Origin of the sequence: Photobacterium piscicola (genome assembly GCF_046058925.1) — a bacterium.
Lineage (GTDB): Bacteria > Pseudomonadota > Gammaproteobacteria > Enterobacterales > Vibrionaceae > Photobacterium > Photobacterium piscicola.
In genome coordinates, this window is record NZ_CP175535.1 from 191,549 (window position 1) to 206,474 (window position 14,926).

Sequence of the window (14,926 nt, forward strand, 5' to 3'; positions counted from 1 at the left end):
AATATCACGGAATTGATATGGATATAATGACTGAAATATTTACAACTTTATTAGCCAACAAAGTCGTCTTTAGTATACTCATAATTACAATAATTCTTATTATTCGCCGAATTATTTTATCACAAGTACGCGGTGATGAGTTTTTTGTTACTGAAACTCAACGTAAATGGATGTCACGTACTAAAAACGGCACATTTATTTTAACATTAGTGGTTTTATTCATCTTATGGCGCTCAGAAATAAATGAATTTGCACTATCTGTTACAGCAATTGCTGTTGCTATTGTTGTCGCGTCTAAAGAAATAATATTGTGTTTTACAGGATCTATTCAGCGAGCGAGCTCTCGTTCATTTCGCATTGGTGATTGGATAGAGGTAGGGAAAATTTGTGGAGAAGTCATTGAGCACAACATGATGGCAACGGTTATTCAAGAAATAGATCTTCATCATGGCCAGTATCATTACACAGGCAAAACAGCCACTCTACCAAACAGCATGTTTTTCACTTATCCCGTAAAAAACCTCAACTTTATGAAACGCTATGTTTATCATAACTTTTCAATTGTAGTGAAAGACTTCGTTAATCTTTATCCGTTATTACCCATAATTATCGCTAAAATCGATCATCACAGTGAAGATTTTATTGATGTGGCTCGCCGTTATAATAGTGTCATAGAAAAACATGCAGGTGTCGACCTACCTGGGTCTGAGCCTCATATACATATCAGCAGCTCAACCACAGGCGAACAAATTGTACATTTTATGTTGTTTTGCCCAACAGAACGCGCAACCCACCTTGAACAAGATATTCGTCGCGATTTTATGGAAGAATATGCACGTGCTTTTCCATAACCAATGACATTATCACTAAATGGTAATTCAACGTTGAATTACCATTTAGACGATTTCATCATTTATTCTCTAACGCTACTGTTGCTTCTAGTCCATCATACAATGCAATAAACTGTTGAGTTAATTTATGCTTAGGATCAAAATGTAACATTGGACATTGCTGGTAGTGTGACTCTTTCATTTTTATGGATTGAGGTAAATATGGTTCTAAAATAGGAAAGCCCAACATTTTAATCTCTTCAATAATTTGGCGGGGAAACTTTGCCTGTGCATTGAACATATTCACGATAATACCTTCTAACACTAAATCACGATTATGATCATCACGTAATTCTGCTAGATTATCCATGACCTTAATTAAAGCTTGCTGAGAGAAATTATCACAATCAAAAGGAATTAATAACTTATTTGCTGCAATTAAACCTGACTTGGTATAGAAATTTAAATTCGGTGGAGTATCAATATATATACGATCAAAATCATCGGCCAATGCATCAAGTACTTCGCGCAACTTATAAATCTTATAACGTCGTTCAAGTTCCACTTCTAATTTATCAAGTTTAGGACTCGATGGAATAATAAATAAGTTTTCATATGCAGTTGCTTGAGGATAATCACGAGCAGGTGTCGACATCGCGAACCAAGATGCTGTTTGATTTAATAATTCAGCAATCGTTTTATCGTTAGGATGGTTTATATCAACCCCTAAATAGGCACTACTATTACCTTGTACATCAAGATCTATTACTAATGTTTTATATCCCTTAGCTGCACTAATTGCAGCTAAATTAACAGTAATACTTGATTTACCTACTCCACCTTTCTGATTAAAAATAATCCTACGCATCTATTTCATCCCTGATCATCGATAACTATTAACAACTATACACACTCATGCATATAGTTGTTAGTTAAAGATGTCATTAATATTAATATCGATACACAATGATTTATTCACGAGTATGTTTATTAGATTTGATACAACTCTAGCGGCAAGCCATCAGGATCATTAAAAAAAGTGAATGCTTTATTGGTTAATTCATCAATACGAATAGGTTCAACATCAACCCCGTTCGTCTGCAAATAATGTACGGTCGCGGTGATATCATCAACAGCAAATGCTAAATGACGTAACCCTTGCGCTTCAGGGTAACTCGGACGTTGCGGAGCACCATTAAATGAAAATAATTCTATTTGACTATTATCGGGTAACTTTAAATCTAATTTATATGAATCCCGCTCTTCACGATACGTTTCACAGATAATTTCTAGTTGTAATAATTGTGAATAAAATACTTTTGAGCGCGCATAATCACTACAAATGATTGCGACATGATGAATTGCTTTTAACATTATTATTCTGCCATTATTGTCGGCCCATTGGGCACATTGATAGTATTAAAGGGAGCAAGTAAACGAGGATTATGGCTAATATCAACATCATTAACCAACGTTTGATCATAATTTAAGTACATGAGTAATGGATTATCACTCACATCTATTGTTTTTAAATGATTAAAACTAACATTAACAATTTTTAATTGAGGATTATCCGTCAAATTCAAATGGCTCAATTTATTATGTTCACACTCAATAGTTGTAATTGATGATTATGGCTAACATCAAGATAAGTCAATTGATTTGATGATAAATCCAAGCTATTTAGATCCGTTAAATAACGTATTTCTCGCGCGTCTCGTATATTGAAATGGCTACATCTTAAAGAAGTGATCTGTTGAATATTTTCTTTGCCTTGCGCAATAATACAGCGCTTAAAATTAGGATCAAGAAATGTTAATGAGCTAACTGTTTTAGGTTGTGCGCACCCTGAGAGTACAGCACTAATAATAGCTGTGATTACAATATTATGAACATGACGATGACTACATTCCAACACCTGACTAAACCTGCCTTAAAGGACGAATAACAGATTCTAATCCTTCTATTTTAAATTCAAGTGCCAATGCCATTAGTGTACCCAACTGCCCTTCGGGGAACCCCTGCTTTTGAAACCACAACAAATATTCATCCGGTAAATCAATTAATACTCGACCTGCATATTTACCAAAAGGCATTTTCATATTAGCCAATTGCACAAGATGTTGTTTTTGAAACATAAAGCCCCCGATAATGACATAAATAACTAAAATAACAGTAACTAAAAAGAAAATAGCCCCTAAAAATACTCGCAACAGATAATCTACCATATTAAAAATAATAAATACCATGTAGATATTTACTCGATTATTATCCTATTATTTAACAGCTGAACATTTACATTTTTAGCGATCTTTGTCACACTTAACATCCGTTTTTTTCATTGATAGCAAACGGATATAACAAACAACAGATAATCACCACACTTTTTTCCTCTATACGCTGATTATCAATATAGAAAACAAATAAAATCTCAATACCTTACGGTACACCTCGTCAATAAGATTAAGAGAATCTCCATGAAAAAAACGTTACTAACAACGCTATTTATCACAACCCTATTAACAGGTTGTGCGAATTCACCTAAAACGACAACTGATCTTATCAATACTTGGGCTGTAAGTTCTATTGATGGTTATACTCAACCTATCGATGCATTAACAACTAAGCCACAGCTAATTATTAATAAAAATCTTAATGTTAGCTATTCTGGCTGTAATACATTAACAGGTAAAATACGCGTAACGGCTCAGGATATTACGACCAAAAATTTAGTTTCAACTCAAAAAATGTGTATTCAAACAGAGCAAGCAACCGTTGATGGTTTTGTAAAGCAAATGCTAACAGGCCCATCTAATTTTTTAGTTAATAATAATACCCTGATTTTAAGCTCAGATAATCACACTGTGACTTTTAAGCGTGTTGAAAACAAATAAGTTTATATTTAGGCCCACAACAAAAAAACAATGATTGTGGGTCTTGCTAACTATTAGATTATTGATACAGATAACAATTCAGCAACAATACGTTTTAATAAAAATGTTTCGCGCTCAATTGACATCCCCTTTTTATCAGAAAACTGCATGGTGTGTTCATTATGAGCAATGGCATCAAAAATATTAATCCATATCGGTCTCATACCATTTTTCTGCTCATAATCTTCTAATTGTGTTTTACCTAATTGTTCATCAATCGAGCAGGTATAACAAAATGATTCCATATGAACAATATCATATTCAGCTTTATGCCAAGGTCTAAACTCTTCATATAACCCAAACGGCTTAATATTGCGCACATTCATCGCACCCGTTTCTTCAGCTAATTCTCGACTTAATCCTTGAATCTGATCTTCCCCAGCATCAATGCCACCTCCGGGTAGCGTGTAATCATGATAACGTGCGGTGTATAACATCAAAATATTATCACCATTGAGTACAATCGCACGTGTTGCTTGGCGATGATATATTCTCAACGTAGGTGATTGAAGATCAAGCTTGGTTAAATCAGTGTGTATTGACGATTTTAAAAAGCGCATCACGGTTACTCATTTTATATTGCAAGCGAACATTCTACCGAATCAATCGTTAAAACACGAACCCTCTATATATGAAAAAGCCTCCATAACTGGAGGCTTATTGGTAGTAAGTACTAATTACCAGTTAAACAAATTATTGAAAAAACCTTCAACTTTATGTTTTACTTTTTCAACTTGGCAATTTTGTTTAAGATCACCATGTGGGTCCCAAATAGGCATTCGTGTTTTACCTGCACAACTTGGAATATACTCACCATCAGCGGCAATATTATATTTTTCAGCTTCAATATTTGCAGGTTGACGCAACAATAATGGCTCAGGCTTACGGTGTTGAATATAGTTAGTATAGAGACGTAAGGCACCACTCGCCCCCGTTAAATGGGTACTCTTATTATCATCGCGTCCCATCCAAACAGTAACGACTTCACGGCCATCAATACCCACATACCAGCTATCACGGCCATTATTTGTGGTACCCGTCTTACCCGCTAAATGAGTATTTGGAAACAGTTTATTCAATGAATGAGCCGTGCCAAACTTAACGGTATCTTGTAGTGCAAACATCGTTAGCCATGCCGCTTGTGGCGGAACAACTTCAGCCGCTTTTGGCCAGTTTTGATATAGCACCTTACCCGATTCATCGACTACCGCATTTAACGCCGTTAATGGTGCTAAATAGCCTTCATTACCAATACCTTGGTACATTTGTGCAACGTCTAACGGTGACAAACTAATAGAACCAAGGAATAAAGAAGGCACTTGAGGGATATCTTCTCGTGGAATACCTAATTTGGTTAACGTATCAGTTACTTTATCAACACCAACTGCCATACCCAGATTTACAGTGGGCACATTGTACGATTTCGCCAACGCAACAAATAATGGCACTTCACCACGGTATTTACGATCGTAGTTACGTGGACTCCAAGTGGCACCATCATGCATTTTGATCGATAGCGGTTGATCTTTTAAGGACGTTGCAAGGCTAAACTGCGCTGGATTTTCCAACGCACTGAGATACAAAGCAGGTTTAATAACGGATCCCACTTGGCGCTGAGCATTTATTGCGCGATTATAACCTGCAAATCCAGGTTTATCTCCACCGATCATCGCACGAATTTCACCCGTAGTACGATCAACAATAACCACTGCGGTTTGTAAGTCTTTACCTGCGCGTTTTTGCACTTCAGGCATAACTTTAGCAACAGCTTCTTCCGCTAATTTTTGTGATTGAGGATCAAGCGAGGTAAAGATCCGTAATCCTTTACCGGCTTCAAACGCTGTTCCTGCTTTTTGCTCAAGTTCCGTTTTAATTTGATCAAAATAAGCAGGTTGACGTTTAGCCAGTTGGCCTTTTTTCTGAATATCAAGCGGCAGCTTAATCGAAGCTTGATATACTTTATCACTGATTTCGCCATCTTTGTTCATCAGGCCCAAGACAATATTACGACGTTCTTTAGCGCGCTCTGGATGACGCCAAGGGTTATAATAAGTTGGCCCTTTTACCATGCCAATTAATAGAGCAAGTTGATCAACCCGTAACTCAGATAATGGTCGGTCAAAATAATAACGTGATGCTAAAGCAAAACCATGAATACCATGACCACCAAACTGAGCCAGATATACTTGGTTCATATAGGCATCAAGGACTTCTTGTTTGCCATAGCGAGTATCAATAATGATCGCCATGTAAGCTTCTTTGAACTTACGCCAAAATGAACGCTGACTGCTTAAAAACATATTTTTAGCTAATTGCTGCGTTAGCGTACTACCACCTTGAACAGTGTGACCCGCTTTAATATTGGCAACAAAGGCGCGTGCGATACCCACTAATGAAATACCATCATGTTCATAGAAATGACGATCTTCTGTATCAATCAATCCTGCGACCAACAATTTAGGCATTTTATCTTCAGGTAAATAAATACGCTGTTCATCTGAATGGGCTTCTAGCATCCCTAACATTTTAGGATCTATGTGCAAAAAGCCTAATTCACGATTAGAATCTAAATCCATGATGCGAGTAATGCTGTCATTATTAAACGACACCGAAACATGACGCGCCCCTTCCGGCCCTTCTTTAAAATTGAATGGTCGACGGACAAAATCAACTTTCCAACCGTTAGCTGCGTATTCACCACTTTGATCTGGGTGCGCAACCTTTTGATATCCTAATACTTTAAGTTCATTTACCAAGGTATTGTATGTTATCGGCGCACCAGGCTGTAATGCCATTTCACGCGCATAAACAACAGAAGGCAATTGCCATAATTGACCTGCAAACTTAGCGCTAATTTGTTGGTTTAAGTTATAACCTAAATAAGCCATACCAGCAGTACCAATTAATGCAGCACCAATTAAGGTTCGCACAACAACACTGCGTTTTTTCTTTGTTTGAGGCACTTGAGAAGGTGCTTGTTGATTATTTGACGTCATAAGCCTGTTCAATGTAATAAGTTCGTCATTACCACCTTATAATTCACGGTGGCAGCCAACGTATATTGGTAAAGCATTCGCTAAATGATACCAGTGTCTGCACACTGATTTTAAATGAAATTATTATAACTTAATGTGTAAATTTGGTTGTCATCACGTTGTCAGATATTTCGGCGCTAATCTATCAGCTTGGGTTTTATTAGCCTTTTAGACATAAATACTCCAAAATACGCTTCTTTATTTATTCGCCCATGATCAATCCTGATCGGCGTCGTGGTATCTGCGAGAAATTATATGCAACGTGATTATACTTTAAACTGCCTTTTAACCATGCCGCGACATGAATTAGAAGAATTTAGCCTTCGCGTAATCGGTCGTATGGTACCAGAAGATGTAATGCAGGAAATATTTACCTTTGATCAAGAAGAAATCGACAGTGACGAGCGTTTAAAATCAACCCAGTTTGATGCGATGTTACGAATGACCGCAATTGCCTTGGGAGAAGTGAATGTTGCATTTTCTGATTCTGATAATGCTAAACAAAATAGTGAGCGCATGATCCGTTTATTATTATGGCATTTTTATGCGATATCTTTTCAGCTAGAAGAAGCGATAACATTAGAACAACACTGTGCTGAAGTAGAAAAAATCTTAGTCAATGCACCAGATAATGCGTTTGGTTGGGTCAGTGTATTAACTGAATTGCTGCACCGTTATGCTACGTTAAGTGAGCAAAAAAGCACATCATAACTGCTAGTCATTATAGTTATCACAACAGTATATAATTTGTGACACTATTACATAACAAAAAGGCGTACCCTTCTAGGTACGCCTTTTTTAATGCTTAATTGCCGATCTTTTATCGTGAATTACACATCACTATTAATAATCGAAATCGCTGTACTCCGGACTATCGAAACGCGAACGAGTCACACGACGTTTCTTCTTACCACGAGATTGCAGATCTAAATCCTGAAAATCATCTGCAAATTCAGAATTGAATTTTGATTTGCTGCCTTTGTGAAATTTTTGGTTTAACTTAGCCATTTGCGTTTCCTGAACTACATCCAGAGTAGATAATTATTAAAATAGAACACTGGCAATTGTAATGTTCTATTGTGACAAAACAGTGCTAAGTTGATGCAAAAAACATGACAGACAATCCGGTCCATAGTTCATTGTTTCTTACCCTAGCAGTATTTTTTCTTAGACTAATTCAGGAAATCGCTCCCGTACAACAAGTTATTTTACTGGTAATGACAAATAATTCAAATCAAATGCTTTCGATCACATTCTGAAACGGAACATCGACAATTGCATTAATTAATGCTTCTTTTTCACTACCTTCGCGCCATACTAAATAAAGACTCTGCTCCATAATTGGTGCGTCTTCAACAACATACAATTTACCCAAATCAGCGTTACTTGAGACAATAAGCGAAGGAAAATATCCAACCCCGCCATTTGCCAAAAGATAATCGAGTGCCATTTTGCATGAATGGGTATGCAGTACAGGCGTACGCTGTAATTCAGGTATGCGACTGTGTTCCACCGAAAAACGCGTTCCCCAATCAAGATAGATTAAAGGCATGTCACGCACACTATGCATATTACAATTAGGTTGGTGAGTCACTAACTGTAATTGATAGTCACGTACTTTTTGAACATGTAAGTTTTCAATTTTAGGTGGTTCACTGGTAATGAACAAATCAATACTTTTATCAAACAATCGTTTTGCCATACCTTCTCGTTTTACAGACTCTAAACGTAAAGCAAGGCCGGGTACGGTGGCATAAATACGATTAATCCAAACTGAGATACCATCAAATTCCCAAAATAAAGGCGAGGCACCAATCGCCAACTGGGTATTTAGACTATCAGTTAACGCTACATCTTGTTTCGCTCGCCCCCACGTTTGCAAAATTGCTTCTGCATAAGGCTGTAAACGCTCACCAGCAGCAGTAAGATGCACATTTCCACGCTGACGAGAAAATAGTGGGTTACCTAATTGTGACTCAAGCTGGCGGATACGAAAGCTAACTGCAGATTGGGTCAAATATAAGTTATCTGCAGCACGACCAAAGTGACGTGTTTTGGTAACTTCCAAGAACGTTTTAAGTAATTCAGTATCCACGGAAAAATTCTCAATAATAAGAGTAGGTTAAATAAAAAAGAAACGGTATAAATCGCGCATTATATAGCGAATAAATTCAATGTTAATACCTAATAGAATAGTACAACCTATTATCGCTGAATATTAATCAAATATTTTCATCATAACAATAAAAAATAATTGATTTACAACTTTGCAAGTCTGGATAAATATCAGCGCAAATCACATCAAGGACTTTATGAATGAGAAGTGAAGGTAAATTTTACGACGATAAAAATTTCCCACGCGGCTTTAACCGCTCGGGTGTTTTTACTATTAGTGAAGCCAGCGTATTAGAAAACTATGGACGTTCTATGCGAGCGCTATTTGATGGCACTACCCAACCTATTGATGAGTCTGAAGTTCAGTTTTTAGCTGAAGTTCAAGGCCAACAACAAGCAGTGTCTGAATTTGGTAAATGTTGGCTCAAATACCTAAACCACACCAGTCATAAAACACGTAGTTATACATTATGTGTTTCACAACGAGCACATACGACAGGCTCTTTCGGTGAAGATGATGATAGCGATAGTGGCACTGATAACGATCTCGATTATTAAGTAATACTTTTAGAAACGGATTTTCAAGACAATCGCCAACAAAATGAAGCCATCCCACTCTGTGTGATGGCTTATTTCTTTATATTAGCCTGTGCAATAATTTAACAGGCCACTTTTTGGTATAGCTATGAAAATTTGTTTTGTTATGTATCCGTGGGAACGCGTTGAAGCAGAAAACGACTCTACTTTACGTTTGATTCACGAAGCCGCAAGCCGCGGTCACACGGTTGCAATTACAACACCGAGTAACTTAACCATGCGCGACAGTATGGCAATTGCTTTCTGTAACGTATTAAAAAAAGGTGAAGTCTCAAACAATATTCCAAGCTTCTACCGCAAAGCTGAATTTAATAACGCCGAACTACCGTTAGCAGGCTTTGACGTTATTTTTATGCGTGCTAACCCACCGTTAGACACCATGGCACTGAACTTCCTTGATTCAGTGCGCGACCACACCTTTATCGTTAACGATATTGATGGCCTACGTGTAGCTAATAACAAACTTTATACCGCTTCATTACCCGATCCAAACAAAGAATTTATTCCTGTTACTCACGTGTCTAAAAACCGTGATTACCTTGAACGTGTTCTTGATGAATCACCACAAGAACGCATGATTCTTAAACCGTTAAATGGTTACGGCGGTAAAGGCGTTATCTTGATTGAAAAGAGCGCTAAATCAAGCGTTAAATCACTATTAGATTTCTACATTGGTGATGATCAAAACTACGTTATTCTGCAAGACTACATTGAAGGCGCTGAGCAAGGCGACGTACGTATCATGCTACTTAATGGTGAACCTATCGGTGCTATGCGTCGTATCCCTGCAGAAGGCGATGTACGCTCAAATATTCATGCCGGTGGTCGCGAAGTAAAACACGTATTAACCAAGCAAGAACTTGCCCTTTGTAAGCACATTGGTCCTAAGTTAGTACGTGATGGCCTTTACTTCGTTGGTTTAGACGTAATTAACGGCAAATTAGTTGAAGTTAATGTATTAAGCCCTGGCGGCATTACCCGTATTAATCGCTTAAACCGTGTGAAATTACAGCGTAATGTGCTCGATTTTGTAGAAAGCGTAGTAATGGCAAAAGAGGTTGGCATCACTCGCAAAAACGATTTTCGGAAGGTAATTGCAGATGCAGCTTACTGAGTTAGAAATTTTAGAAAAAATCCGCACTCTTACGCCATTTGAAGCCCATCTCGATGATGGTAGCTTAATGATTCGCATCAGTGAGTATCAGCCTTATATCGCAACAGCGATCCATAACGGTCATAAACTACGTCAGTCATTGCAATCACAGTGTGCATTGACTGAAGAAGAACGCTATTTTGAAGAAGATCCCTTTACTGGTGATTTTATTTCTTCATTACCGATTGTATTGCAAGGTGAAGATTCACGATATGAGTATGATCTCAATCGTGCACCTGAAAGTTGCATCTATGATGACGCATGGGGTAAAAATGTTTGGCTAGCGCCTCTTAGTGATGCTGAACGCGAAATAACCTTGGCTAAACACCAAAGTTACTACCGTATTCTACAGTGTTTAGTAGAGACGTTAGAGCTGCAATTTGGACTATGCCTAATTTATGATATTCATTCGTACAATTATCAACGCATTGATACTGCAACACCGACATTTAATGTGGGCACGATGCAGGTTAACCGTCGTCGCTGGCGTAAAGAAATTGATGTTCTATTAGAAGGGCTTAACAATGTTGAGCTACCTAATATTGATGTCAATGCACTTGAGAATGATATTTTTAAAGGTTTAGGCTACCAAGCCGCTTTTATTAAGCAACACTTCAAAAACACCTTAATTATGCCGATTGAAGTGAAAAAGATTTTCATGAACGAAGAAGGAGGCGAAGCCTACCCACTCGTGATTGAAAAATTGAATGAATCGATGAAGACAGTGATCACTGAACATGCAGCGTTCACTATCACTAAACGCACTAAAGCTAAAGGGCTTACTGGTAGTGATGTATTAGCATCTAACCTTTCAAAAGAAGTGCTAAACCTTGACCGTCAGCTGTATAAAATAGCAAGAGGTATCAATACTTTAAGCTATATTAACCCAACTAACCTAAAGCAAGAAAAAAGACGTTTTTTAAATAAGCCATACAGTTATCAGCCACAGTTTACTTACCGTCAACTAGATTTGGATCCGTATAAATTCCGTGAGCAGCTTTATCGCTTACCCGTTGAAACTATTCGTGATGCTGACGTACAAAAAATGTACCGTAAAGTTATCGATCAGTTAGCTGTACGTATTGATTTGCTATGCAGCATTGGTACTGATGAATTTTTATACAATTCATTGCGCTATTACGGGCAACCTGATGAGCGTGATATTGCTAATGCGAAATTTATTCTTCATGCATGTGAATATAAAGATCAACAACCTGCAAACATCAGTGCTAAAGAAGCAATCGAAGCCTTTAAAATCGCGGCTGCTGAATATGACATCCCTTGCAAAGTAGTATCATCAAAGCAATTAATTGCCCGTGCAATGGTAAGTGGCAAAGTGATTAAAGTTAATCCAAATAGTCGCTTTACCCAAGATGATTTAGATGCGTTGATCCACCATGAATTAGGTGTTCACCTTGTTACTTCAGTTAATGCTGAAAGACAACCACTTAAAATTTTACAACTAGGCTTACCAGGTAATACCCATACTCAAGAAGGCCTAGCGATTTTATGTGAGCATTTATCTGGCAACTTTCCACTTCATCGTCTAAAAACATTGGCGTTACGTGTGGTTGCAGTTGAAATGATGGTTAATGGCGACAGTTTTAACGATTGTTTTAATAGTTTACGTCATGATTATGATGTATGTGATGATGAAGCCTTTACCATTACAGCTCGTGCTTATCGTGGTGGTGGTTTTACAAAAGACTTCCTTTACTTACGTGGCTTAAAAGATGCCATTCATGCGTACCAAACAGAAGACCTAACCTCATTATTTATTGGTAAAACAGGGTTTGAATTTAAACCGTTACTTGATGAACTGATTGAGCGTGGTATTTTAAATACGCCAAGCTTTATGCCAAAAGCATTGGATATCGATGCCGATATAGATCCTGTAATGGATTTTATGTTGAACTCTATTCGATAATCTGCAGTATAAATTTTTCATCATTTATTATTACTAATATCGAGATACAAAAAAAGCGACCATGATGGTCGCTTTTTTATTACCCATAAAATCAAAAGATTACATAGGTAGACGTTTACTATCAACGCGGATAATAACGCAAATTAACACAACTAATGTCACTGCAATAACCGCTAACAATGTAAACACGCCATTCCATGAGTAAGCTGTTTCAATCATTGCAATCGGCGCACCAGCAAGCGCTGCACCAATATAAGTTACACCACCTTTAAGACCCGTTGCCGCACCAGCACCATCGGCATGTGACGCTTCAATAATACCTAAAGCAAATAGCATCTGTGGCGCATAAATACCAGCACCAATAATGAAGAAGCATAGCGCTACAAGTAAGTAACTCATATGGATAGTTAGAGCAACACCTACCATACCGCCAATCAACACAAAGCTATAAATTAAAATTGTTTTCCAACGATCGGCACCAAAGAATTTATCGGAGATGATACCAGAGGTTAAGCCACCAACAATACCGCCGACTTCAAACCAAGCCACTAAAGAATTAGACTTAACCAAATCCCAATGCAGCACATCAACGAAGTAAACACTTACCCAGTCACTTGAAACAGTACGAATAACGTAGATACATAAATCACCACCAATCGCTAACCAAATAATTGGGTTAGTTAAAATGTAGCGTTGAAACATTACCCACATTGATAATCCAGCTTCAGAACGCTCATTTATTTCTAGTTGTTTCGCATCATTACGCCATACACCAACGTTAGGTAAACCATAATTTTCAGGCTTACCGCGCATCAAGATAGCGGCAATCAAAGCTTGTACGGCAGTAATAGCCGCTGGTACATAAAACGCATAACGCCAGTTACCTGTGTAAGCAATCACAGCAGAGGCAATTAATGGTGCTAATGCGCCGCCAACATTATGCGAAGTATTCCAAAGTGAATACCAACCACCACGTTCAGATTTTGAATACCATTGGCTGATCGCTTTCGCAATAGGTGGAAAACCACAACCTTGAACAATAGCCGTAGAACAGTACAACACTAACAGCATAGTGACACTGTTCGTCATACCAATACCAACGTTAATAATGGCAATAACAACAAGTACTGGAGCTAAAAATAAACGAGGGTTAATTCTATCGGCAAGAAGGCCTGAACTAAATTTTGAAAGACCGTATAGAATATAATAAATCGATGAGGCTAAACCAAACTGAACTACGGTCATGCCAAGATCTTTCATTAACAACGGTGCCGCAGCAGCAAACGCTTTTCTTGAAATATACATCACTGTATAGGTTAAGAAAGTCGTGATAATTATTTGCCAACGAAGGCGTTTATAAGTCGCATCGAGCTTAGGATTATTCATTAAATATGTATCGTTCAAAGAGGTTTTTTAGAGAGCGCACAGCCTACTCTTCGACACAATTAGTTACAATTTAATTATTCGTTCATTATTTAGTCTTTGGAATATTCATTTGCAACATTAATACATAAACTTATCAGACCAGATAAAAACCTAATAAATTTAAATTTTATAGAATATAAAATCAAATATATGAAAACAACAGCAACTCATGAAGACCAAATCATGACTGACAGCATAATAATTTGCTAAAAACGACTTTTTTTAGTTAAAAAAAGACTAATTTAACGATCATAAATCAACATGAAACACTAACTAGAGCAACATTCTCGCCAGCAGAATAACAAACCACAAGATCTAAAATAATATTATTAAATAATAGCCAATAAAAAAGGCAGTCTTCACTGCCTTTTTATTAATCATGCGGTCAAATTAATTGGCAGGAACAACTCGTGTTGTACGCCCTTGCTGATAAAGATCGACGCGTTGTCCAACTTTAAAGATCATATTAGGATCAACTTGTTGCACAACAGCAACAGTACGTCCACTATCAAGTTTGATGACAATATTGACACCTTGGCGTTTACCAATCGCATCACCAGCGCTACTACCTAACGCACCACCAGCAAGTGCACCACCAATGGCTGCAATATCAGAGCCTGAACCACCACCAATTTTAGATCCTAAAATACCGCCGACAGCAGCACCGGCAAGTGTACCAATCGTGCTTTCACCATCAGAATTCATTGTGACGGCATCTAGTTTGGTAATTGTTCCAGTCGAAACCGTTTGCATAGTGCGAGCTTCATCAACATTATAAGCATCGCCATAAGGGTTTTGAGCACAGCCTACAACACCGAATGACAATACCATTGCCACAGCGACCATTACTTTTTTATTCGTCATCGATTTATGACTCAAGACAACCTCCTACTATTAAAGTCTCGTTCTGC

General features: G+C 37.6%; 16 protein-coding genes. 6 read left to right on the top strand and 10 right to left on the bottom strand.

The genetic code is table 11. From position 1 onward, the window contains the following. Window positions 1-26: 26 nt before the first annotated feature. On the top strand, window positions 27-851 hold the full coding sequence (locus ACJZU6_RS15585) for a mechanosensitive ion channel family protein (protein ID WP_408901341.1): 825 nt from the start codon (window positions 27-29) through the stop codon (window positions 849-851). 58 nt (window positions 852-909) lie between these two features. Here the strand turns inward: ACJZU6_RS15585 and ACJZU6_RS15590 are convergent, their stop codons facing one another. From ACJZU6_RS15590 to ACJZU6_RS15605, 4 genes are all read right to left on the bottom strand, one after another. After that, window positions 910-1,698: a ParA family protein gene (locus ACJZU6_RS15590; protein WP_080155519.1), complete on the bottom strand. Its 789-nt coding sequence runs from the start codon at window positions 1,696-1,698 to the stop codon at window positions 910-912. Window positions 1,699-1,820: 122 nt separating this feature from the next. After that, complete coding sequence (locus ACJZU6_RS15595; protein ID WP_080155518.1) at window positions 1,821-2,204, bottom strand: VOC family protein; 384 nt, start codon at window positions 2,202-2,204, stop codon at window positions 1,821-1,823. A 2-nt stretch (window positions 2,205-2,206) separates the two neighbouring features. Next, window positions 2,207-2,410, bottom strand: a complete 204-nt coding sequence (locus ACJZU6_RS15600; protein WP_408901342.1) for a hypothetical protein — start codon at window positions 2,408-2,410, stop codon at window positions 2,207-2,209. 342 nt (window positions 2,411-2,752) lie between these two features. Next, window positions 2,753-2,968: a DUF3820 family protein gene (locus ACJZU6_RS15605; RefSeq protein WP_080155517.1), complete on the bottom strand. Its 216-nt coding sequence runs from the start codon at window positions 2,966-2,968 to the stop codon at window positions 2,753-2,755. Window positions 2,969-3,307: 339 nt separating this feature from the next. Between ACJZU6_RS15605 and ACJZU6_RS15610 the strand changes: the two genes are divergently transcribed. Continuing rightward, a complete protein-coding gene (locus tag ACJZU6_RS15610) occupies window positions 3,308-3,724 on the top strand; it encodes an META domain-containing protein (protein WP_080155516.1) in 417 nt (138 codons plus the stop codon). A 53-nt stretch (window positions 3,725-3,777) separates the two neighbouring features. Here ACJZU6_RS15610 and ACJZU6_RS15615 read toward each other — a convergent pair whose 3' ends face one another. Further along, window positions 3,778-4,323 (bottom strand): NUDIX hydrolase, encoded by a 546-nt coding sequence (locus tag ACJZU6_RS15615; RefSeq protein ID WP_408901528.1) that lies wholly within the window; start codon window positions 4,321-4,323, stop codon window positions 3,778-3,780. 117 nt (window positions 4,324-4,440) lie between these two features. Beyond that, window positions 4,441-6,759 (bottom strand): penicillin-binding protein 1B, encoded by a 2,319-nt coding sequence (gene mrcB / locus ACJZU6_RS15620; protein WP_080155514.1) that lies wholly within the window; start codon window positions 6,757-6,759, stop codon window positions 4,441-4,443. A gap of 294 nt (window positions 6,760-7,053) precedes the next feature. Between mrcB and ACJZU6_RS15625 the strand changes: the two genes are divergently transcribed. Then, on the top strand, window positions 7,054-7,509 hold the full coding sequence (locus ACJZU6_RS15625) for an exoribonuclease R (RefSeq protein ID WP_080155513.1): 456 nt from the start codon (window positions 7,054-7,056) through the stop codon (window positions 7,507-7,509). A gap of 132 nt (window positions 7,510-7,641) precedes the next feature. On the opposite strand, the gene ACJZU6_RS15630 is transcribed toward ACJZU6_RS15625, so the two are convergent. Both ACJZU6_RS15630 and hdfR read right to left on the bottom strand, forming a co-directional pair. Continuing rightward, a complete protein-coding gene (locus tag ACJZU6_RS15630; RefSeq protein ID WP_162836320.1) occupies window positions 7,642-7,806 on the bottom strand; it encodes a hypothetical protein in 165 nt (54 codons plus the stop codon). A gap of 226 nt (window positions 7,807-8,032) precedes the next feature. Further along, window positions 8,033-8,893 (bottom strand): HTH-type transcriptional regulator HdfR, encoded by an 861-nt coding sequence (gene hdfR, locus ACJZU6_RS15635; protein WP_080155512.1) that lies wholly within the window; start codon window positions 8,891-8,893, stop codon window positions 8,033-8,035. Window positions 8,894-9,114: 221 nt separating this feature from the next. Between hdfR and maoP the strand changes: the two genes are divergently transcribed. The 3 genes from maoP to ACJZU6_RS15650 all read left to right on the top strand — a co-directional run bounded on the left by maoP (window position 9,115) and on the right by ACJZU6_RS15650 (window position 12,590). Next, window positions 9,115-9,471, top strand: coding sequence for a DUF413 domain-containing protein (gene maoP / locus ACJZU6_RS15640; protein WP_080155511.1), 357 nt, complete (start codon window positions 9,115-9,117; stop codon window positions 9,469-9,471). Window positions 9,472-9,598: 127 nt separating this feature from the next. Next, a complete protein-coding gene (gene gshB / locus ACJZU6_RS15645; RefSeq protein ID WP_080155510.1) occupies window positions 9,599-10,624 on the top strand; it encodes a glutathione synthase in 1,026 nt (341 codons plus the stop codon). Beyond that, entirely contained in the window at window positions 10,611-12,590 is a 1,980-nt protein-coding gene (locus ACJZU6_RS15650; protein WP_080155509.1) for a flavohemoglobin expression-modulating QEGLA motif protein, read from the top strand. Before gshB ends, ACJZU6_RS15650 begins: the two co-directional genes overlap by 14 nt. 99 nt (window positions 12,591-12,689) lie before the next feature. Here ACJZU6_RS15650 and ACJZU6_RS15655 read toward each other — a convergent pair whose 3' ends face one another. Together ACJZU6_RS15655 and ACJZU6_RS15660 are read right to left on the bottom strand one after the other, a co-directional pair. Then, a complete protein-coding gene (locus tag ACJZU6_RS15655) occupies window positions 12,690-13,976 on the bottom strand; it encodes an MFS transporter (RefSeq protein WP_408901343.1) in 1,287 nt (428 codons plus the stop codon). A 429-nt stretch (window positions 13,977-14,405) separates the two neighbouring features. Then, a complete protein-coding gene (locus tag ACJZU6_RS15660) occupies window positions 14,406-14,879 on the bottom strand; it encodes a glycine zipper 2TM domain-containing protein (protein WP_080155507.1) in 474 nt (157 codons plus the stop codon). Window positions 14,880-14,926: the final 47 nt, after the last annotated feature.

Bases quoted from the DNA above. Each gene is read 5' to 3' on its own strand.
- ACJZU6_RS15585 (WP_408901341.1), top strand. From the start codon at position 27: ATGACTGAAATATTTACAACTTTATTAGCCAACAAAGTCGTCTTTAGT.
- ACJZU6_RS15590 (WP_080155519.1), bottom strand. From the start codon at position 1,698: ATGCGTAGGATTATTTTTAATCAGAAAGGTGGAGTAGGTAAATCAAGT.
- ACJZU6_RS15595 (WP_080155518.1), bottom strand. From the start codon at position 2,204: ATGTTAAAAGCAATTCATCATGTCGCAATCATTTGTAGTGATTATGCG.
- ACJZU6_RS15605 (WP_080155517.1), bottom strand. From the start codon at position 2,968: ATGTTTCAAAAACAACATCTTGTGCAATTGGCTAATATGAAAATGCCT.
- ACJZU6_RS15610 (WP_080155516.1), top strand. From the start codon at position 3,308: ATGAAAAAAACGTTACTAACAACGCTATTTATCACAACCCTATTAACA.
- ACJZU6_RS15615 (WP_408901528.1), bottom strand. From the start codon at position 4,323: ATGCGCTTTTTAAAATCGTCAATACACACTGATTTAACCAAGCTTGAT.
- mrcB (WP_080155514.1), bottom strand. From the start codon at position 6,759: ATGACGTCAAATAATCAACAAGCACCTTCTCAAGTGCCTCAAACAAAG.
- ACJZU6_RS15625 (WP_080155513.1), top strand. From the start codon at position 7,054: ATGCAACGTGATTATACTTTAAACTGCCTTTTAACCATGCCGCGACAT.
- ACJZU6_RS15630 (WP_162836320.1), bottom strand. From the start codon at position 7,806: ATGGCTAAGTTAAACCAAAAATTTCACAAAGGCAGCAAATCAAAATTC.
- maoP (WP_080155511.1), top strand. From the start codon at position 9,115: ATGAGAAGTGAAGGTAAATTTTACGACGATAAAAATTTCCCACGCGGC.
- gshB (WP_080155510.1), top strand. From the start codon at position 9,599: ATGAAAATTTGTTTTGTTATGTATCCGTGGGAACGCGTTGAAGCAGAA.
- ACJZU6_RS15650 (WP_080155509.1), top strand. From the start codon at position 10,611: ATGCAGCTTACTGAGTTAGAAATTTTAGAAAAAATCCGCACTCTTACG.
- ACJZU6_RS15655 (WP_408901343.1), bottom strand. From the start codon at position 13,976: ATGAATAATCCTAAGCTCGATGCGACTTATAAACGCCTTCGTTGGCAA.
- ACJZU6_RS15660 (WP_080155507.1), bottom strand. From the start codon at position 14,879: ATGACGAATAAAAAAGTAATGGTCGCTGTGGCAATGGTATTGTCATTC.